Source organism: Hymenobacter sp. HSC-4F20 (genome assembly GCF_019599275.1).
In the GTDB taxonomy this organism is placed as follows: domain Bacteria; phylum Bacteroidota; class Bacteroidia; order Cytophagales; family Hymenobacteraceae; genus Hymenobacter.
Genome location: NZ_JAHZTD010000001.1, coordinates 2,062,239 through 2,082,150 on the forward strand (window position 1 = coordinate 2,062,239; position 19,912 = coordinate 2,082,150).

A 19,912-nucleotide genomic window follows, 5' to 3' on the forward strand; every position below is an offset into this window, starting at 1 on the left:
GCAGTGGCAAACCGGCGGGTGGGGGCACTTGTTACACTGGCTGCGCTCTTACCTTCGCTACTTATGCCCGTTCAACCCATTCGCCTCGACCTGCGCCTCGCCAGCCCCCGCCACGCCCGCCCCTTCGCCGCTGATCTGCGCTACCTGCCCACCGGGCAGCCCAAACCGGTGGTGGTGTTCGTGCACGGCTTCAAAGGGTTTAAGGATTGGGGGCATTTTAATCTGCTGGCTGATTGGTTTGCCGGGCAAGGGGTAGTGTTCGTGAAGCTAAACCTCTCGCACAACGGCCTGGTCATCGACGGCTCCGGCGACCTGGAGGATCTGGAGGCGTTTGGCCGCAACAACTTTTCCCTGGAGCTGGATGACATCGGTGTCCTGCTCGACTACCTGCACCACGCAGACGAAGCACTACGCGCACGCGCCGAGATGGACCTGACGCGCCTGGCCCTCATCGGCCACAGCAGGGGGGGCGGACTGGTGTTGCTGAAAGCCGCCGAAGATGTCCGCGTAAAAGCCGTGGTTACGTGGGCTGCTATTACTAACGTGAATCCCGGCTGGACGGAGGAGCTGATGCAGCACTGGCAGCAGCAGGGTGTATACTACGTGGAAAACAGCCGCACCAAGCAGCAGCTACCCCTTTACTATCAGATTGTGGAGGACTACCACCAGAACCGCCTGCGGCTGGACATTCCGCACAACGTGCGCCGCAAGCTTTGGCAGCCCCTCCTGGTTCTGCACGGCAACCAGGATGAAACCGTGCCCGTGCAGCGCGCCCACGACCTTCAGCGCTGGAAGCCGGACGCCGAGCTGGCCATTCTGCCCAGCGTGACGCATAACTTTGGGGGCAGCCACCCGTGGCCGGCCGCTGAGCTGCCCGCTCAGGCCCTGACTGCCGCTGAGGTAACTATGGAGTTTCTGGGCCGCGTGCTGTAGCTATTGCGGGTATGAAAAAACTCATTACTACGCTTTTCGTGGTAGCTGTCAATTTTTACTTTGCTTGCTTTGCCCTTGGTATTGCGGCGGGTTTGTATACCGCTGACCAAGGGCCCATACCCCAATTGGCTGGCCTTTTTATCCCGGTAGCGGCACTGCTTCTATGCCTTTTATACCAAGCAAGTCGTCGGCACTTTCCCTTTTTTAGCCCAGGTGAACTGGTAGTTGGCAATAGCAGTAAAACAGACTTACTAGCTCACCATACAACCTTCTCTATCAGCCGCATTCCAGTATTTCTTCTACTGCTAGTAACCGTTGCATTGCCCGGTAATCTTCTGGATGGTCTGAGTGAGGGTAGCTCTTTTACACTCCCTCAGTTATTCAGCTTATCGTTAGTGTATAGGTGCTTCTACAGAGGGCTAGTCCGCTTTTTTTCGTATCCCTCCTTTCCAGCCGCCGCTTTGTTGGCTGTGGGCTTACTCCTATCTGCATTCCTCGCTTATCTCTCCGGCCCTGCTGGAACAGTAGGAGCGTACGTATTTCTTAGCTTGGCCATCCTTTGGATAGTGGCTTGGGCAGTTTACCGACGCTTCCGTTTACCCTCTTTTATTTCTGCTTAATTGCCCTCCGCCTACCTTCTACTCGGCTCTAACCTCGGCGACCGGACCGCTATTCTGCGTGAAGCCGTGGCGCACCTGACTGCTACAGCTGGCACGCTGGTAGCAGCCTCGTCGCTTTATGAAACTGCGGCCTGGGGCTTGGAAGACCAGCCCGCTTTCCTGAACCAGGCCATTTGTCTGCACACCTCTCTGCTACCCATTCCGCTTCTTGAAGCCTGCCAGGCCGCCGAGCAACGCGCCGGGCGGGAGCGGCTGGTCCGCTGGGGCGCCCGCACCCTCGATGTGGATATCTTGCTTTACGATGACCTTATCCTGGAAACCGCGCGCCTGACCCTACCCCATCCTCGCCTGCCGGAGCGGCGGTTTGTCTTGGTGCCGCTAACTGAAATTGCCGCCGCGGTAGTGCATCCGAGCCTGGGTTGTACGGTAGCGGAGTTACTGGCAGTTTGCCCAGATACATTAGAAGTGCAACAGCTACCATAGCCTCAGCCACCAGTGCCTCATTAACTTGCACCAGACTGGTTTCTGATTTCTTACGCACTGCAACCAGCAGCAAGCAGCCTACAGACGGAATAGAAAAAGCAAGCAGCCTACAGACGGAATAGAAAACGCCCGCTTGGGGGCGGGCGTTTTTACTTTACCTGCGGCAGACATTACGAAACCGCTGCCTACTTAAATCGTGGCCGAGCTTACGGAGACCTCCGGGGCAATTTTTTTCACCAAGCCCTGCAACACTTTGCCGGGGCCACACTCTACAAACTCCGTGGCGCCATCGGCCACCATGCGCTGCACGCTCTGGGTCCAGCGGACGGGCGCCGTGAGCTGGCGCACCAGATTCTCCCGGATTTCGTCGGGGTCGGTGTGGGGAGCGGCGTCCACGTTCTGGTATACCGGGCAGATGCCGGCCGAGAAGGTCGTGCCCGCAATAGCGTGCGCCAGGGCCGCTTCAGCCGATTGCATAAGGGGTGAGTGGAACGCCCCCCCCACGGGCAGCGGCAGGGCACGCTTGGCACCTGCTGCTTTCAACTGCTCGCAGGCCAGTTCAATGCCATGCCGGGAGCCGGACACAACCAGCTGGCCAGGGCAGTTGTAGTTGGCGGCTACGACCACGTTGCCGCCATCGGTAATCTCGCGGCAGATACGGGCGGTGGCGTCGTCATCAAGACCCAGAATAGCGGCCATAGTACCGGGCTGCTCCTGGCAGGCCGCCTGCATAGCCTGGGCCCGCTGCGCCACGAGTTGCAAGGCATCTTCAAACTTAAGCACCTTGGCAGCTACCAGGGCCGAAAACTCGCCCAGGGAGTGGCCCGCTACCATAGCAGGCTGCAGCGCTGGCAGCACGGCGGCCAACGCCACGGAGTGCAGAAAGATAGCCGGCTGGGTGACATCGGTGCGGCGCAGATCCTCGTCGGAGCCGGTGAACATTACCTCGGTCAGGGAAAAGCCCAGGATTTCGTTGGCCTGGTCCATCAGGCGCTTGGCTGCGGAGTGCTGCTCGTACAAGTCGCGGCCCATACCGCTGAACTGGCTGCCCTGACCGGGGAAAATAACTGCTTTCATTGTTGCGGGGATTGGAGAGGAATGGGTTCGGGTGGAATGCATCGTAGTGCCACAGAAGCAGTACGGCCCAATTCAGCCGCAAGCTGCACAAAACGTCTATTACCCCCAAACGATTGGGCGGCGACCAGCTTCACCCCAGTGCTGCGCGAAGGCCGCTCCGTATATGCAAGCAGGGCGCCCGGATGTCCGGACGCCCTGTGGTGTATGCCCTCCAAATACTTAAGCAGCAGGCTTAACGATTGATCTGCACCCAGCCTTTAAAGGTGCGTTTGGTGCGGTTGAGGTCCTTGAACTCAACTTCGGCCGTGTAGTAATACATGCCCTCGGATACCCGACTGCCAGCCCCCGACTCGGCACCTGTGTTGCCGCCGCTCCAGTTAATAAGCGGGTCTTTGTCGCTCTCGTATACCTTGGTTCCCCACCGGTTATAGATGCGCACTGTAGTCCGCTCAATCGGGCTAAACACCTTGGGCCGGAACGTATCATTCTTGCCGTCCCCGTTCGGGGTAAACACGTTGGGCAGCAGGAACAGCAAGCAGTTGTCCTTGCATTCTTTATTGCTGAACGCGCTTACTGCTTGATTACGGTCCACAGCCCGCACGGCGTAGCAGCCGGCCGCTGAAGTCAGCCCTTGATGCACATAGGTGGTTTGCGTACCAGGCACGCGGGCCAACTCGCTTAGTTCGGCCGCATCGTTAGGAGCGTAATAGATAATGTACTCCGTAATGTCGCGGCTGCAGTCGGCAGTGGGCTGGCTGCTCAGGGTCCAGCTCAGGTAGTTGCTGAATACCTCACCCGTAGTAGGGGTAGTAGCCGGCAGGTCGAACAGGCGGCTGGCCAGACTGTCGCAGTTAGTGGGCCTCAGAGTCAGAACCGGGGTGCACGGCACGGGCAGCAACGAGACGCACTGCTCCTGGCTTAGGTTTATCAGGGAGTCCTGAGAGGTGACGTCGTAGACCCCGTTCGTCTTGACGTAGTAGCAATACGTTTCATTTTTGACCAGCGGGCGGGCAGGGGTACCCTGGTCTACAAAGGTTCCGCCGGTAGTAGTACCTGTAACCTTTGCAATAGGCACAAATGCGCCTCCAGTCTGTGTGCGGCGGTAAATGGTAGTGGGGCGCCGGGAATTGTCCCACGGCACAGCATACGTCCAACTCAGGCTAACATTACCAGCCAACGGATTGGGGGTAGCCGTCACGCGCACGCTGGAGGCAGGAGCAGGCTGCTCCCGAATACGAGTCGTATCGCTGGCATTGGTGGTAGCAGCCCGGAAGAACTCCAGCCGGTAGGTATAGGAGTTAGCCGTGGTGTTCAAGCCAGTATCTACGAGCACCGTGTCGTTCAGACCAAATACCTGCGGCAGACGGGTGAAGCTGCCAGCCGCTGGGTTTTGCCCCACGGCCCGGTACAAGCGGTAACCATTGGGAGCAGTGAAAGGCACACTAGCCGTCGGCTTGTTCCAGCGTACGGTAATCTGGCCATTTGTGGCGTCGGTGCGGTCCACGGTCACGTTGGTTAGACGAGCTGAGCGGCCAGTTATGGTCAGACAGGCTTCCTCGGAGGCAATACTAGCTCCCCCGGCCGGCAAGGCGAACTGCACGTAAATGCGGTAGCAGTAGGTCTTACCCCGTTCCAGACCACGGCCGTTGTTGTCGTCGAGAAACGTTTGGCTGCCTACGTTATTGATGGTTCCAATCTGGGTGTAGCCCCGTGAGGCCGGAATACCGGTTTCGCAGGGCCCCGGGGTCCAGCCGCTGGGCCCTTCGCGCCGGTAAACGCGAATCTGCGCCCCGGGGTTCTGGCAGGTGTAGCTGCTCCAATCCAACCGGGCAGTGTTACCTACGGGGGTAACGCGCAGGTTTTGCGGAGGAGGGCCTACCACCGTAATCCGGAATGGGCGCTCATCAATCAGGGGCGTGCCGGAGGTAGGCTGGTCGGTAGCCTTGAACACCACTTGGTGCGGCTCAGACTGAATATTGGCGCAGGTAGGCGTCCAGTTGAACGTGCCGCGGGCCGTGGGCGGGCCCGAGGAGTTGCGCACAAATGTGGCGGGCGGAATAATGCCACCGAAAGCCTCCAGCGTTATGGGGTTGTTATCCGGGTCGGTAGCGGTTACTACCACCGGCGGAATGGGCGTACCGGCTACCACGCATATGTCGGGGGGCACCACCAGCAACGGCCGCAGGTTCAGGCTCGGGGTTACTGTAATCTGCATGTCGCGTATCACTTCCCCAATCAGGCGCGGCCGGGCCCCACGCACCCGGCGCCATTCCCGCACTACGAAAGCCACGTTGTAGTCCCCTATCACCTCAGGTGAGTTCCACACAATCTGGCCGGTCCGAATATCCTGCTGAAAGATGGCCGCCTGTCCCGGCTGACCTACGGGCGGCCCGCTGTAGGGCACCTGAATGGCCCCAAACGAGGGGTCATCGGGAAAGCGGAAGCCTAGAGCTGCGGCGGCCCGAATAACGTTACCGCGCGCAATGGTTTCCTCGGGCGAGCCGGCGGACTGGCTGCGGCGCAACTCATAGGAGAGCGAGTCGCCATCGGCATCAAACGCGGCCGGATTGTGCAGAAACACCTGCCGGCGGCTGGCCCGGTCAATTGCCGGAGCCGTGAGTACAGGCGAGCGGTTAATACCCAGCAAGGGGTCAATGGTAACCAGCGTAGAGATATAAAACGACTGTGCCACGGAGTTAGTGATGTTCACTACCCCCTCTACCCGGTTTACACTGATGTAACTTACCTGGTAGGCTCCCGGCGCGTTGTACGTGTGGTCGAACTTAAAAATATTGCGCTGGATGCCCGGTGCTATCTGCGTTTTACTATCCACTTTAATAGCATCCAGGCCGCTGGAAGTATTATCGCCAAAGAAGATGGTTACGTCATCTTCAGTGGCAATACCAGCCCCAGTGGCAATGTAGAGCACCATCTGAAAATGGACGGTTCTAAAGTTGGAGGCATCAATCGTGGCCTGGATGTCGCCGGCCCGCAAGTGGGTAGCGGTGGCGGCGGGCGTCAGGCCCAGAGAGGCTACTAGCAGGAGTAGCCCAGCCAGCCAGAGCCGTACCGGGCGGTTCAGTAGCGAAAGGTTCATAGAGTCAACGTCTTAATAGGCGGGAGAACGAGGGAAGGGAAGTTCAGCAAAAACCTAGCTAGAACCTAACAAAAAACGGGCACTTGAGTTAAGATTCTAGCGTTAGGTACTAACGGAGTTGGCCAGGTATAGATTCACTCTAACGCCAAAGGCTTATTCAGATTGTTTCCTACTAGGTTGGGGCCTACCTTTGGCCGGTACAACTGACCTACCCACACCCCTTCAGTAGCTCTCTATGAGTTGGATTACAAAAACCTTTTCCAGTAGCATCGGCCGTAAGATCATCATGGCCGTTACGGGCCTGTTTCTCTGCTCCTTCCTGGTAGTACACCTGGTTGGCAACCTGCAGCTGTTTAAGGCCGATAATGGTGTAGCATTTAATGCGTACTCTGAGTTTATGGGCCATAACCCGCTTATCCGCACGCTGGAAATCGTGCTGGTGCTGGGCTTTGGCTTCCATATCTACGAAGGCTTGGCGCTGGCTGCCAAAAACCGGGCAGCACGTGGCAACCAAGGCTATGTTGTAGACCATATTGAGCAGAACAGCTCCTGGCACTCGCGTAGCATGGCCCTGCTGGGCTCTATTGTACTATTCTTCCTGATTGTACACCTGTACAATTTCTTCGGCTCCCTGCGCTTCACCGACGTGCCGCGCGACGCCAACGGTAACGAGGATGCTTACGCCCTGGTGCTGGCCGCCTTCAAGAACCCGTTCTACGTGGTGCTGTACGTCATCGGTCAGGTAGCCCTGCTCTATCACTTGCTCCACGGCTTTAGCAGCGCTTTCCAGACGCTGGGCCTCACGCACCGCAAGTACACGCCGGCCATTAAATTCATTGGCTACGGCTTCTCGATCATCGTGTGCGCTGCCTTCGCCGCCATGCCGATCTACTTCTTCTTTTTCAAATAAGTCCTAAACTCGACAGCCGATGTTTCCGGATTCCAAAATTCCCGAAGGCCCGCTGGCCGAAAAGTGGGACAAGCATAAATTCAACGTTAAGCTCGTAAACCCCGCTAACAAGCGGAAATACGACATTATCGTGGTAGGCACCGGCTTGGCCGGTGCCTCGGCAGCGGCTTCCCTGGCCGAGCTGGGGTACAACGTCAAGGCCTTCACCTACCACGATTCGCCCCGCCGGGCGCACTCCATTGCCGCCCAAGGTGGTATCAACGCCGCTAAAAACTACCAGAACGACGGTGACTCAGTGTACCGTCTGTTCTATGACACCATCAAAGGTGGCGACTACCGTGCCCGCGAAGCCAACGTGTACCGCTTGGCGCAGGTATCGGTAAACATCATTGACCAGTGCGTGGCTCAAGGTGTTCCCTTCGCTCGTGAGTATGGTGGACTGCTGGCTAACCGCTCCTTCGGGGGTGCTCAGGTAAGCCGCACATTCTATGCCCGCGGCCAAACCGGACAGCAGCTGCTGCTGGGTGCTTACTCGGCTCTTTCTCGCCAAGTAGCTTATGGCAAGGTAAAGCTCTACACCCGCACCGAAATGCTGGATGTAGTAATTGTTGATGGTCAGGCCCGGGGCATTATCACCCGCAACCTGATTACCGGCGAAATTGAGCAGCACGCGGCCCACGCTGTGGTACTGGCTACCGGTGGCTACGGCAACGTGTTCTACCTGAGCACCAATGCTAAGTATAGCAACGCTACCGCTGCATGGCGCGCGCACAAGAAAGGGGCTTACTTCGCTAACCCCTGCTTCACGCAGATTCACCCTACCTGCATTCCTGTATCGGGCGACTACCAGTCAAAGCTGACGCTGATGTCGGAGTCGCTGCGTAACGATGGCCGCGTATGGGTACCTGCTTCGAAGGAAACCGCAGAGCGTTTGCGCAAAGGCGAAATTCGGGTAAGCGACATTCGGGAAGAAGACCGTGACTACTTCTTGGAGCGCAAGTACCCCGCCTTTGGTAACCTGGTGCCCCGCGACGTAGCCTCGCGTAACGCCAAAATGATGTGCGACGAAGGCCGCGGGGTGGGTTCCTCAGGTCTGGCCGTATTCCTGGATTTTGCTGATACCATCAAACGCAATGGTGCCGACTGGGTAAGCCAGAAGTACGGCAACCTGTTCGATATGTACGCCAAAATTACTGGCGAAAACCCCTACGAGCAGCCCATGCGCATCTACCCCGCCGTGCACTACACCATGGGCGGCCTGTGGGTAGACTACAACCTGCAAACCACCGTTCCCGGCCTCTACGCCACGGGGGAGTGCAACTTCTCCGACCACGGTGCCAACCGCCTCGGGGCTTCGGCGCTGATGCAGGGCCTGGCCGACGGCTACTTCGTAATTCCCTACACCATCGGGGACTACCTGGCCCAGACGCCGCCCAAGCCCGTTACCACTGAGCATCCGGCCTTCAAACAGGCCGAGGCCGAAGTGCGCGCCCGCGTGCAGCAGCTGATGAGCATCAACGGTACCCGCACCCCCGACGACTTCCACAAGGCTCTGGGCCACATAATGTGGGAGTACTGTGGTATGGCCCGTACGGCCGAAGGCCTGCAGCACGCCAAAGCGGAAATTCAAAAGCTGCGCCGCGAGTTCTGGAGCGACCTGAAGCTGGCAGGCACGGAAGCCGAAATGAACCAGGCTTTGGAGAAAGCCGGCCGCGTGGCTGACTTCCTGGAGCTGGGCGAATTGATGGTGGACGACGCTTACAACCGCAACGAAAGCTGCGGCGGCCACTTCCGGGAGGAGTACCAGACGCCCGAGGGCGAAGCCCTGCGCGACGACGAGAACTTCACGTACGTAGCCGCTTGGGAATACACCGGCGACAACCGGGCTTCCGTGCTGCATAAGGAAGATCTGCACTTCGAAAACGTGAAGCTTACCCAGCGCAGCTACAAATAGGGACTTAGGGAATTGCGGGCTCCGAAACTATGTTTTACTATGGAGCCCGCAAGCTTCCTGCTTGTTCCGCTGTTTTAATCTATTCGAAAACACAGGACCGAAACCGGACTGGCCTCTCACCCAGGTCCCGAACAACCTAAGTCCCTAAGTCTCTAACATACAATGGCTGGAAGTAACCCCAATGCCAAACCCATGAACCTCACCCTGAAGGTGTGGCGGCAGAAAAACCGCAACGCGCAAGGTAGCATCGTGGATTACCAGGTAAAAGACATTTCCCCGGACATGTCGTTCCTGGAAATGCTGGACGTACTCAACGAAGATCTGCTGCGCCAAGGCGAGGAGCCGGTAGCCTTCGACCACGACTGCCGCGAAGGTATCTGTGGCTCGTGCAACCTGTTCATCAACGGCCGTGCCCACGGTCCGGAGCCCGGTACTACCACCTGCCAGCTGCACATGCGCAAGTTCAATGATGGTGATACCATCACCATTGAGCCGTGGCGCGCTAATGCCTTTCCCGTAAACAAGGACCTGAGTGTGGACCGCTCCGCATTCGACCGCATCATTCAGGCTGGCGGCTACATCTCGGTAAACACCGGCGGTACGCCCGACGCCAACGAAATTCCGATTCCCAAGGAAATTGCGGACCGGGCTTTCGAAGCCGCTACCTGCATTGCCTGCGGAGCCTGCGTAGCCTCCTGCAAAAATGCTTCGGCCATGCTGTTCGTATCGGCCAAAGTGTCGCAGCTGGCGCTGCTACCCCAGGGCCATGTGGAACGCAAGTCGCGCGTAGAGAACATGGTAGCCCAGATGGACAAGGAAGGCTTTGGCGCCTGCACCAACATTGGTTCTTGCGCCGCCGAGTGCCCTGTAGGCATCTCACTGGAAAATATTGCCATCCTGAACCGTGAATTCCTGGCCGCTAAAGCTACTTCGAATAACCTGGCGTAGAGTTGCCGGTTACTCCAGTGTCTTTTGCAAAAAAGCGAAACGGACTCCCGTTTCGCTTTTTTGTTGCTCTTTCGTCTGGCTACTGGCAGTTTGCCCTTCAGTAGCTGCCTTCATCGTTCGTTACACTTTTCCTTAATGATAACCATCATTGCCGGCACTAACCGTCCTAACTCCCGCGCCCGCCGCGTGGCTGATTTCTACGCCGAGCTGTTGGCTGAGCAAGGCGTAGTAGCCCACCTGCTGGACCTCACTGAGCTACCGCTGGACTTCACTACTTCTGCTCTCTACCACAATACCGGCCGCCACGATGACTTCAACCGCCTAGTAGCTCTGGCCGAAGAGGCCGATAAACTGGTTTTTGTGGTGCCGGAATACAACTGTTCCTTTCCCGGAGTCCTGAAAGCTTTCATTGATGGGCTACCCTACCCGGGTGGCATTCGGGGTAAAAAAGCGGCGCTGGTTGGCTTAAGCAGTGGAAACCAGGGTGGCATCCTCCCCCTCAATCACCTTACCGATGTGCTTATGTACCTGGGCACCGCCGTGCTGCCGGAGCGGGTCCGGCTACCCTTCATTGATAAGCACCTAACGGCCGAGGGGCTGATTACCGAACCTCTCTATCACCAACTGTTGCGCGAGCAGGTTACCCGCTTATTAGCTTTTTAGGTTAGGCCGCGGAAAGAAAATACCTCCTTTCTGTAACCAAAGGAGCACGAGCGGAACTGCCTACGGCCGAGCAGACGTTCGGGACGAAATCAGTATGTTTAGGCTTCCTCCTACCCCATCCGAACTATGACCTTTTCTACGTGTACCGGACGGATCTGGCAGCTAGCGGCAGGGCTACTGCTAGGGGGTACGCTGGTAGCTTGCAGCACTAGCAGCCACGAGGAATCGGGCGAGAACCCGGTCGTTACGACGCCCTACCAACTGGTGCTACCCGCCAACCTGCCCCAGAACGTGGGGGTACCAGCCGATAACCCCCTGACGGTAGAAGGCGTGGAGTTGGGCCGCAAGCTGTTCTACGAAGTGCGTCTGTCGCGGACGGGTACGCAGTCGTGCGGCAGCTGCCACCAGCAAAGCAAAGCTTTCACCGATGGGCTGGCCCGCGCTGTTGGGGTTGATGGCCAGCCACACCCGCGCGGCACCATGTCGTTGGCTAATGTCCTCTGGGAAAAAACGCTCAATTGGGATGGGGCGGCAACCAATTTAGAGCAGCAGGCCCGGTTGCCCATTGAAAACCCGCTGGAAATGCATCAGTCGTTGGCGGAAGGAGTGCGGCACTTGCAGCAGACAGCGCTGTATCCTCCGCTTTTTCAGAAGGCTTTTGGGAGCAGCGCCATCACGGAAACCAACGTGCTCAAGGCCCTGGCCCAATTCGAGCGGACTTTGATTTCAGCCAACTCGCGCTACGATAAGTACGTGCGCAAGGAAGGCACGCTCTCGGCAGCGGAGCGAGCCGGCGCGGGGCTGTTTATTAACCATCCGAGCGAGGTCAGCGGCCTGTTCATTCGGGGCGGCACCTGCCACCACTGCCACATCAGTGAGGATGGACTATTCAGTTCGCCAAGCTTCTTCAATAATGGCTTGGATATAACTTTTGCCGATGCCGGGCGGGCGGGCGTTACTGGCCAAAGCGCCGACCGGGGCAAGTTCCGGGCTCCTACCCTGCGCAATATCGCTCTAACGGCCCCCTACATGCACGACGGCCGCTTTCAGACGCTGGAGCAGGTGCTGGACCACTACAACGAGCACGTGCAAACGGCCAGCCCGGGCCTCGACCCCAACATTCTCCTGTCCAATACCCCTGGCGGCACTAAGCTGGATTTAACACCCGTGGAAAAAGCTCAGCTGATTGCCTTTCTGCATACGCTTACCGATTCCACATTTATCACCGACAAGCGCTTCTCTGACCCCTTCAAACAATAAGGTTCGCTACTTTTTTGCCGGAAAGCTGTAGGTTTAAGCGGTACATTATCTCTACTGCGTGACTAATTCCGCGGCCACTAGCTATTCCCGCCCAATTCCTGCTTCACCTTATCTACCGGCCTTCACCGGGGTCCGGGCCCTGGCCGCGTACATCGTGTTTCTGCACCACGCTAACCCCTTCTGGAGCAATCCGGAGTGGCCCCGACTGCGCGCCTGGCTTATTGAGTTTCACATTGGCGTACCTATTTTCTTTGTACTGAGTGGCTTCCTTATCACGCTCCGCTACGGACAACCGTCTCTTACGCCCCGCCGGCAGTGGGGGCGGTACCTGCGCCGCCGCTTCGTGCGCATCTATCCTCTCTACTTCCTGCTGACCCTGGCCACATATTATGCCTTTTGGCGGTCAAACCATTTTTTGGGGCATCATTTCTTTTTTAGCCTAACTCTTACCCAGGCATTTTTCACAGACGCCAAATACGCCGGAATTGCCCAGGCTTGGTCCTTAACGGTAGAAGAAACCTTCTACCTGGCGGCTCCGCTGGCTTTCTGTCTGCTGCGCAAGCGCGTGCCACTTTGGCTGCAACCCTTTTTATGGTTGGGCGTGGGGTGTGCACTGGTCCTGGCCCTACGTCCCGCTACCAGCTTTACGTATGGCTTCTTTGGCTCCTTTCGCCTGATGCTGCTGTTTACGTTTTTTGGGCGGTGCTTCGAGTTTTATGCCGGCATGCAGCTGGCACGGTGGTACCAGCAGGGCCGGTTGCGGCGCTACCGGCCACCGGCCCTACTTACGGTCCTGGGGGCTTGCATTATGACGGCCGCAGTTGGGGGCATGGTCTGGACGAAGGGAGGTTACATCTACGGGCAGGAGCACCCCTTCGGTGTTGCGCTGAATAACGTAGTCCTTCCCGGCGGAATTATGCTGTTCTTTGCTGGCCTGCTCACGGAGAAAACATGGGTGCAGCGCCTACTTTCCACCCGCTTGCTTGGGGTGCTCGGGAAAAGCTCCTATGCCTTCTACCTGATTCACCTGGGCGCCGTGCGCGACTGGCTGGCCGTGCACCTGACCACGCACATCGGACTTTTGTTTATCGTGCTTAATCTGCTGGCTATAGCGCTACACTACGGAATAGAAGAACCGTTGAATCGGTGGCTACGGCCGGCCCCTACTCCCTAACCCTTTTGTTACCTGTTGCTTCTCTCTCATATATGGTGCTTTCCCGTTTATTTCTCGGAGCATGCGGCGTACTGTTGCTGACTACCTGTACGCTTGCTCCGCATACCAAACGGGGCCGCACCCTCAACCCCGACCGGGAAATGGCGGCTCCCACTTATTACCCCGCAGACTCGGCCGCCCCGCCGGCTGATTCTCTAGCCGCACCTCGGCCCTAAAGCCAACAGGCCGCTTCCAGTACGGAAGCGGCCTGTTGACATGTTAGGCATAGGCCTCCGGCAGCCTAGTCCACGTTATCGTGCAGGAAGCGGTTGTCGCCCAGTAGCTCGTTGTCGTCGGAGAGGTTGAAGCGGCTGATGTTCTGCTCCGAAGAGGGCACTACGTTTTCCAGCTTCACCTGTCGCCGCAAATACGCCGGCGTATCCAACTGGTCCTTAATAGCGTCGTTAGTTAAGCCGTTGCTAAGGGCCTGCAGGCGCTGACGGCGCTCCTCGGCCCGGGCATCCAGCGACGGGCGCGGCATGGTATGATTCGTTACGGCTGGTTGGGGAGCAGTAGGCGCGGCTCCTGGCTGCTGGTACAATACAGGGTCCGGAGCCGGGGTAGACGGGGCCGACACCACAGGCGGTACGTAGCCCACTGGGGCCGGAGAAGTTTCCAGATCAAATCGTACGGGCTGGGGCTCCGGCGCCGCGGGAACAGGAGTTCCAAACGTAGGCACTACCGGGGCGGCCGAAGCCTCCTGGCGGTCTTTGTCAAACAAGTTGATCTGCGCGTCAGCCTGGATTGTGGCCGCCGTCTCCGGTTCGCTGTTGCTGTTGCTGCTGCGGGCTACCACGTTGGTAATGTTGTGTGCATCGCGGGCGAAGCCGGTGGCAATAACCGTTACGCGAATACTTTGGCCCAGGGTAGGGTCGATGCCGTGGCCAAAAATCACCTCGGCGTTCTGGCCCGCTTTGTCCTGGATGTACTCCGTGATTTCCGTGAGTTCGTCCATTTCCAGCTCGGCCTGGTCACCCGACATAATGCTGAGCAGGATTTTCTGCGCCCCGTGAATATCCGTGTTGTTAAGCAACGGCGAAGCCAATGCTTCCTCGGCAGCGCGCTGCGCCCGGTTTTCGCCTTCGGTGATGCTACTACCCATTACCGCTGCGCCCGAGTCTTTCATGACGGTTTTCACGTCTTCAAAGTCCACGTTCACATCCGCTGTTACGGTAATGATTTCGGCAATGGATTTAGCCGCTGTGCTTAGCACATTATCGGCCTTGGCGAAAGCGGAACGAATGGGCAGGTTGCCGTAAATCTCGCGCAGTTTGTCGTTAAGAATCACCAACACCGTGTCGCAGTTGTCGCTCAACTCCTTAATGCCGTGCTCAGCCTGCTGGCGCTTTTTCTTGCCCTCAAACATGAACGGGGCCGTCACGATACCTACGGTGAGGATACCCAGCTCTTTAGCGACTTTGGCAATAACCGGGGCTGCACCGGTACCGGTACCCCCGCCCATACCAGCCGTAATGAACACCATCTTGGTGCCATTGCTGAGGAGTTCCCGGATTTGCTCGCGGCTTTCAATGGCGGCCTGCTTCCCCCGCTCAGGGTTAGCCCCGGCGCCAAGGCCTTCCGTCAGGTCAGCCCCGATTTGCAGTCGGTTAGGCACGGTAGAGGAAGCCAGCGCCTGTTTGTCGGTGTTGCAAATGACAAACTCCACGTCCTTGATGCCTTGGCTGAACATGTGGTTGACGGCGTTGGAGCCCCCCCCCCCCACGCCAATCACCTTAATGATGGAGCGTGACTGTGCCGGAATATCGAAAGTAAAATTCATGAGATGAGTCAATTAAAAATTAAAAATTGAGAATTAAAAGTTGAGCTACTCCTCTGCGCGCACGTGTTTTCTGACGCTCATTTTTTAATTTTTAATTCTCAATTCTTAATTGACATTAGTACTGTTTATCGTCGAAGTCATCAATGAGCAGCCCTTTTGTGCGGCTGATGATCTTCTGAAAGAAGTCGCCGGCCCCAGACGATTTCTTAGTGGGTGGCTCAGGCGTCGGCTGCGGGGCAGCCTGCTGGGGTTGGGGCTGGGGTGCTACCGGCTGCGGAGTTGAAACCGGCGTAGGCCGGGGCTCCGGCGCCACGCGGTAGTAATTCTGCTCGGGCTCCTCGTAACCGCGCTGCGCTACCCGGTCGTCAATAGAACGGTAACCAGCCAGTACGAGGCCCACCGTGGTAGCGTACATTGGCGACTTCACCGCTTCAATCTTGCTTTTACCCAAGTGCTCGTTGGGGTAGCCAATGCGCGTATCCATGCCGGTTACGTATTCGGCCAGCTGCACCAGGTTCTGAAGCTGCGAGCCGCCACCCGTCAGGACAATACCCGCGGCCAGCTTATCATGGAAGCCCAGGCGTTGAATCTCAGCGTACACCAGCTCCACAATCTCCTCCATCCGGGCCTCAATGATGTAAGCCAGGTTTTTAAGGGAAATTTCTTTGGGAGCCCGGTCGCGCAGGCCCGGAATGCTAACAATCTCGTACTCCGAGGCTTCCTCGGCAATGGCTTTGCCAAACTTCACCTTCAGCTGCTCGGCCTGGTTTTGCATTACCAGGCAGCCCTGCTTGATATCGGAGGTGATGATGTTGCCGCCGAAGGGCAGCACGGCGGCATGGCGAATAATACCATCCTTGAAAATGGCCAAGTCGGTAGTGCCACCGCCAATATCAATCAGGGCCACACCTGCTTCCTTCTCTTCATCGGAAAGCACCGACATACTAGACGCCAGGGGCTCCAGAATCAGGTTATCGATTTCCAACCCGGCCTTCGTAACGCACTTGTTGATGTTGTTGATAGCCGTGCTCTGGGCCGTGATAATGTGGAAGTTACCCTCCAGCCGCACACCCGACATGCCCACCGGGTCCAGAATACCCTCCTCGTAATCCACCTTGTAGTCCTGGGGCATTACGTGAATGATTTCGGAGCCGGGCGGCGTCACCAGCCGGTACATATCGTTGGTCAGCCGATTCACGTCATCGAGGGTGATTTCGTTATCGGCGGAGGCGCGCGTGATGCTGCCGTTGTGTTGCAGGCTCTTGATGTGCTGCCCGGCAATACCTACGTTCACCACGCCAATATTAATACCCGACTGCTCCTCGGCCTGGCGAATAGCCTTCTTAATGGCGTCAACCGTCTTGTCGATGTTCGACACGATGCCACGCACTACCCCCTCCGACACGGCCTTACCCATGCCCAAAATTTCAAGCTTGCCAAACTCGTTTTTGCGCCCTACGAGGGCGCAGATTTTGGTAGTGCCGATGTCAAGGCCGACTACAATCTTATCGTGTTGCATGGGAGGGAAGGCGAGAGAGTTGCGGTTGGTTGCAGGAGGAAGTTGGCCTAATCAGCTATAAGGTAGCGTTTTAGGTCGATAATTTTATTCGCAGATTATTTGATCCTTAAACTCGACATTGACCCGATGGTAGGTATCCCAGCCGAGTACAGGCGGAATTTGACGGTAAAATACCATCAGTTTCGCAAATTTTTCCGAAATATTCTCAGGAAAGCCAAATTCAATACGTTGGTCGCCCACTTGTTGAGTGAAGGAGAGTTTGCCGTTAGGTCCTACGAATACTTCAGCAACCTGGGCGCGCCAGAAGGGCTTTTCATCTATATAGCGCAGAAATTCCAGGTAGCGCTGCCCGGTGCTATCCTGGAAAAACGTGGCTGACAGCGGCTGCCCACCGAGCCGAGAAATAGGCACCACTCGGGCCGTAAATAACGGCGACAGGGGCAAACGGTGACCATCGGCATCCAGGTAACTATCTTGGCGGGCATCGGCGTGTACTAGGCGGGCAATGGGTCGATTCTGGCGCACATCAGCATGCAGGTTGCCCGCCAGGTCGCGGTACACCTGTGCTTCTTTTACAAAGCTGTGAGCCTTTAAACGGGCTTCCAGGTCTCTCAGGTCTACCTCAGCGGGGTCAGTTCCCTCCAGGCGCTCTTCGCCGCGGCGGGTGAGCAGGCTAGTTACCTCCCGTTCGCTGATAAAGAAGTTGTTGAACTCGTTGCTAATGGACACAATAACCCCACCCACGGGGCGGCTGGCTTGCCGCACGGCGGCAAAGGCCCCCAACGCGAGCAGCAACCCCAGACAGCCTGTGGCAAACAGCAGGTTATTGGCTTTACGCTTCAGCTCCATTCCAGCGAATTTTCAAAATATCCTTTAATCTAGGCACCAACTGGTCAATATCACCAGCCCCGACGGTGGCTAATACGTCAAAATTCGTATCCGTTTCGGCATTCCGCAAAATTTCTTCTTTGGACTGCAACGATTTTATGGGGGCGGTTATTTGGGACAAAATTAATTCCGACGTCACGCCTGGCATCGGTAACTCGCGCGCTGGATAGATATCAAGCAGTACTACCTCGTCGGCAAGGCTCAGGCTTTCAGCGAATCCCGGTGCAAAGTCACGGGTCCGGCTGAACAAATGCGGCTGGAATACTACCCGGAGCCGACGGCCGGGATACAGGGCCCGCAGGGAACGAAGAAAAGCTTCAATTTCGCGTGGATGATGCGCGTAATCGTCGACATAAACTTTGGGCTCCGCCACTGTGCCGGCCGTCAGAATAAACTCAAAGCGGCGCTTGACTCCCTGATAGGCTGCTACGGCTCCTTGTAATTGTTGCGCGCTCAGGCCGTATAGTTGGGCTACACAAGCGGCCGCCAGCATGTTCTCCACATTATGGTAGCCGGGCACGGCTAATTCCAGATCGGCCACAGTGCCCTGCGGCCCGTGCATGGCAAACCGAAACCGGTGCCCTTCGGCCGTAATGTTAGCGGCGTATAACTCCGGACCTTGCTCAGCCGAGAGCCCGTAGCGAATTACCCGGACGCCCTCTGGGGCCGCCGCCGCTACGCTCGGGTCGGCGGTATGGTTGATGAGAAGCGTACCGCCGGGTTGAATCTGGCCCACAAACTGCCGGAACGACTCCACCAGGGCCTCTTTGTGTCCGTAAATATCCAGGTGGTCGGCATCGGTGCTGGTGACAATAGCTACCGTAGGAAACAGGGTTAGAAAGCTCCGGTCGTACTCATCGGCTTCTACTACTACCGGAGTAGTAGCCGTTGCAGCGCCCGGTGGGGGTAGCAGCAGATTGGAGTTGAGGTTGACGGCAATTCCTCCCAGAAAGGCCGCACTAGGCACCGCTGCATGATGCAAAAGGTGCGCTACCATGCTGCTGGTGGTGGTCTTGCCGTGCGTGCCGGCTACCGCAATGGTTGGACGCCCCTGCGTGAGCAGTCCCAGCACCTGACTGCGCTTACGGATGTCGTACCCCTGCTCCCGGAGCCACGCCCATTCCTGGTGGTCTTTGGGAATGGCTGGGGTGAGTACTACTAAGGTTTTGTCTGGTTGTTGGCGTACTTCCTCCGGAATGTTTTCTACTGCATCCTGGTAGTGCACCGCAATGCCCTCAGCACGTAACGCCTCTGTTAAGGGGGTAGGCGTTTTATCGTACCCACTTACCGAATGCCCATTGGCCTGAAACCAACGCGCCAGGGCCGACATACCAATGCCACCGATGCCCAGGAAAAATACGTGAGGGAAAGCCGCAACAGGATTCAAGGTCAGGGAGCAGTTAAGAATGAGCTATTAAGAATGAAAGGCCCGAGCACCTACCGGCATGAGCTTTACCAGCTCATCAACAATAGTGGCGGTAGCCTGGGGCCGGGCTAATTGCAGAATATTAGCCCTCAACTGTTGCTGCTGCGCCTGGTTGCCGAGCAGGGCCAACGCCTGGTTGTAGAGAGTGGCGGCGGCATCGGCATCGCGCACCAGCAGCGCCGCGTCCTTGCGCGTCAGGGCAAGCGCGTTTTTGGTTTGGTGGTCTTCTGCCACGTTTGGCGAGGGCACCAGAATGCTGGGCTTACCCGTGAGGCACAGTTCCGAAACCGACAAGGCTCCAGCGCGGCTAATCACTACATCGGCCGCGGCGTAAGCCAAATCCATCCGGCGTACAAATTCCAGGGCCTGGAGGTTATGCGCGGCGAATGGGGCGGCTTGCTGCTGGGCCTCGGGGTAGTACCCTTTACCCGTTTGCCAGAGCAGCTGCACCCCGGCCTCGCGCAGGCGTGGCAAGGCGGCCGCCGTAGCGTGGTTTAGTGTGCGGGCCCCCAGGCTACCCCCAATTACCAGCAGAACCGGGCGGTTAGCATCAAGCCCAAAAAAGCTTAGCGCTTCTGCCCGCTGTCCATCGGCAATTTCGGTACGAATGGGGTTGCCCGTAAGTATCAGCCGGTCAGCGGGGAAAAACTTTTCCATGCCTTCGTAGGCCACGCAAATGCGCTGCACTCGCTTAGCCAGGAGTTTGTTGACGAGGCCAGCGTAGGAATTCTGCTCCTGAATGAGGGAAGGAATATTGCGCGAGGTGGCTGCCAGCAACACCGGGGCGGAGGCGTACCCCCCTACCCCTACTACGGCATCGGGCCGGAACTTCTCGATAAGCTTGCCTGCTTTGCGCACAGCGCGCATAACCCGGATGGGGAACAGCAGGTTCTGCGGGGTCAGGCTGCGTTGTAGGCCCGTAATATCAAGGCCCACAATTTCATAGCCTGCTTCCGGCACACGCGTCATTTCCATGCGGCCATTGGCGCCCACAAACAGGATTTCCGCTTCGGGGTAGCGGCGGCGTACTTCGTTGGCAATGGCCACCGCCGGAAAAATGTGTCCGCCGGTGCCACCACCCGATATGATGAGCTTCATTCGTTAGTGCTTAAACGTGGGCTTGGCGTCGGGTAGCCGGTAC

15 protein-coding genes are annotated in these 19,912 nt (G+C 57.5%); 8 read left to right on the plus strand and 7 right to left on the minus strand.

What is annotated here, in order from left to right:
- The first annotated feature begins 63 nt into the window (after positions 1 to 63).
- Positions 64 to 933, plus strand: a complete 870-nt coding sequence (locus tag K3G63_RS08810) for a S9 family peptidase (protein ID WP_220613669.1) — start codon at positions 64 to 66, stop codon at positions 931 to 933.
- Positions 934 to 1,553: 620 nt separating this feature from the next.
- The gene (gene folK, locus K3G63_RS08815; protein WP_220613670.1) at positions 1,554 to 2,036 is read left to right on the plus strand and encodes a 2-amino-4-hydroxy-6-hydroxymethyldihydropteridine diphosphokinase; all 483 of its coding nucleotides are present in this window, start codon (positions 1,554 to 1,556) and stop codon (positions 2,034 to 2,036) included.
- 189 nt (positions 2,037 to 2,225) lie between these two features.
- Here folK and fabD read toward each other — a convergent pair whose 3' ends face one another.
- Entirely contained in the window at positions 2,226 to 3,113 is an 888-nt protein-coding gene (gene fabD, locus K3G63_RS08820; RefSeq protein ID WP_220613671.1) for an ACP S-malonyltransferase, read from the minus strand.
- Positions 3,114 to 3,345: 232 nt separating this feature from the next.
- Positions 3,346 to 6,210 (minus strand): gliding motility-associated C-terminal domain-containing protein, encoded by a 2,865-nt coding sequence (locus K3G63_RS08825; RefSeq protein ID WP_220613672.1) that lies wholly within the window; start codon positions 6,208 to 6,210, stop codon positions 3,346 to 3,348.
- Between the two features lie 235 nt (positions 6,211 to 6,445).
- On the opposite strand from K3G63_RS08825, the gene K3G63_RS08830 reads away from it, so the two are divergent.
- The 6 genes from K3G63_RS08830 (at position 6,446) to K3G63_RS08855 (ending at position 13,119) form a co-directional block, all read left to right on the plus strand.
- Positions 6,446 to 7,120: a succinate dehydrogenase cytochrome b subunit gene (locus tag K3G63_RS08830; RefSeq protein WP_220613673.1), complete on the plus strand. Its 675-nt coding sequence runs from the start codon at positions 6,446 to 6,448 to the stop codon at positions 7,118 to 7,120.
- Positions 7,121 to 7,139: 19 nt separating this feature from the next.
- Positions 7,140 to 9,074, plus strand: a complete 1,935-nt coding sequence (locus K3G63_RS08835; RefSeq protein ID WP_220613674.1) for a fumarate reductase/succinate dehydrogenase flavoprotein subunit — start codon at positions 7,140 to 7,142, stop codon at positions 9,072 to 9,074.
- 192 nt (positions 9,075 to 9,266) lie between these two features.
- Positions 9,267 to 10,022 (plus strand): succinate dehydrogenase/fumarate reductase iron-sulfur subunit, encoded by a 756-nt coding sequence (locus K3G63_RS08840; RefSeq protein ID WP_220613675.1) that lies wholly within the window; start codon positions 9,267 to 9,269, stop codon positions 10,020 to 10,022.
- Between the two features lie 135 nt (positions 10,023 to 10,157).
- On the plus strand, positions 10,158 to 10,685 hold the full coding sequence (locus K3G63_RS08845; protein WP_220613676.1) for an NADPH-dependent FMN reductase: 528 nt from the start codon (positions 10,158 to 10,160) through the stop codon (positions 10,683 to 10,685).
- A gap of 126 nt (positions 10,686 to 10,811) precedes the next feature.
- Positions 10,812 to 11,945 carry a cytochrome-c peroxidase gene (locus K3G63_RS08850; protein ID WP_220613677.1) on the plus strand — a complete coding sequence of 378 codons (1,134 nt, stop codon included), beginning with the start codon at positions 10,812 to 10,814 and terminating at the stop codon, positions 11,943 to 11,945.
- 58 nt (positions 11,946 to 12,003) lie between these two features.
- Positions 12,004 to 13,119 (plus strand): acyltransferase, encoded by a 1,116-nt coding sequence (locus K3G63_RS08855; RefSeq protein WP_220613678.1) that lies wholly within the window; start codon positions 12,004 to 12,006, stop codon positions 13,117 to 13,119.
- Positions 13,120 to 13,399: 280 nt separating this feature from the next.
- On the opposite strand, the gene ftsZ is transcribed toward K3G63_RS08855, so the two are convergent.
- From ftsZ to murG, 5 genes are all read right to left on the minus strand, one after another.
- Positions 13,400 to 14,938, minus strand: a complete 1,539-nt coding sequence (ftsZ, locus tag K3G63_RS08860) for a cell division protein FtsZ (protein ID WP_220613679.1) — start codon at positions 14,936 to 14,938, stop codon at positions 13,400 to 13,402.
- A 115-nt stretch (positions 14,939 to 15,053) separates the two neighbouring features.
- Positions 15,054 to 16,457 (minus strand): cell division protein FtsA, encoded by a 1,404-nt coding sequence (gene ftsA / locus K3G63_RS08865; protein WP_220613680.1) that lies wholly within the window; start codon positions 16,455 to 16,457, stop codon positions 15,054 to 15,056.
- 84 nt (positions 16,458 to 16,541) lie between these two features.
- Complete coding sequence (locus K3G63_RS08870) at positions 16,542 to 17,306, minus strand: cell division protein FtsQ/DivIB (RefSeq protein ID WP_259404314.1); 765 nt, start codon at positions 17,304 to 17,306, stop codon at positions 16,542 to 16,544.
- Complete coding sequence (gene murC / locus K3G63_RS08875) at positions 17,290 to 18,732, minus strand: UDP-N-acetylmuramate--L-alanine ligase (protein ID WP_409070861.1); 1,443 nt, start codon at positions 18,730 to 18,732, stop codon at positions 17,290 to 17,292. The genes K3G63_RS08870 and murC overlap by 17 nt, the downstream gene beginning before the upstream one ends.
- 27 nt (positions 18,733 to 18,759) lie before the next feature.
- The gene (murG, locus tag K3G63_RS08880) at positions 18,760 to 19,869 is read right to left on the minus strand and encodes an undecaprenyldiphospho-muramoylpentapeptide beta-N-acetylglucosaminyltransferase (RefSeq protein ID WP_220613681.1); all 1,110 of its coding nucleotides are present in this window, start codon (positions 19,867 to 19,869) and stop codon (positions 18,760 to 18,762) included.
- Positions 19,870 to 19,912: the final 43 nt, after the last annotated feature.

Coding starts and splice junctions, on each gene's coding strand:
- ftsA (WP_220613680.1), bottom strand. CDS start 16,457: ATGCAACACGATAAGATTGTAGTCGGCCTTGACATCGGCACTACCAAA.
- K3G63_RS08840 (WP_220613675.1), top strand. CDS start 9,267: ATGAACCTCACCCTGAAGGTGTGGCGGCAGAAAAACCGCAACGCGCAA.
- murG (WP_220613681.1), bottom strand. CDS start 19,869: ATGAAGCTCATCATATCGGGTGGTGGCACCGGCGGACACATTTTTCCG.
- K3G63_RS08850 (WP_220613677.1), top strand. CDS start 10,812: ATGACCTTTTCTACGTGTACCGGACGGATCTGGCAGCTAGCGGCAGGG.
- K3G63_RS08870 (WP_259404314.1), bottom strand. CDS start 17,306: ATGGAGCTGAAGCGTAAAGCCAATAACCTGCTGTTTGCCACAGGCTGT.
- K3G63_RS08810 (WP_220613669.1), top strand. CDS start 64: ATGCCCGTTCAACCCATTCGCCTCGACCTGCGCCTCGCCAGCCCCCGC.
- K3G63_RS08825 (WP_220613672.1), bottom strand. CDS start 6,210: ATGAACCTTTCGCTACTGAACCGCCCGGTACGGCTCTGGCTGGCTGGG.
- K3G63_RS08845 (WP_220613676.1), top strand. CDS start 10,158: ATGATAACCATCATTGCCGGCACTAACCGTCCTAACTCCCGCGCCCGC.
- ftsZ (WP_220613679.1), bottom strand. CDS start 14,938: ATGAATTTTACTTTCGATATTCCGGCACAGTCACGCTCCATCATTAAG.
- K3G63_RS08830 (WP_220613673.1), top strand. CDS start 6,446: ATGAGTTGGATTACAAAAACCTTTTCCAGTAGCATCGGCCGTAAGATC.
- K3G63_RS08835 (WP_220613674.1), top strand. CDS start 7,140: ATGTTTCCGGATTCCAAAATTCCCGAAGGCCCGCTGGCCGAAAAGTGG.
- fabD (WP_220613671.1), bottom strand. CDS start 3,113: ATGAAAGCAGTTATTTTCCCCGGTCAGGGCAGCCAGTTCAGCGGTATG.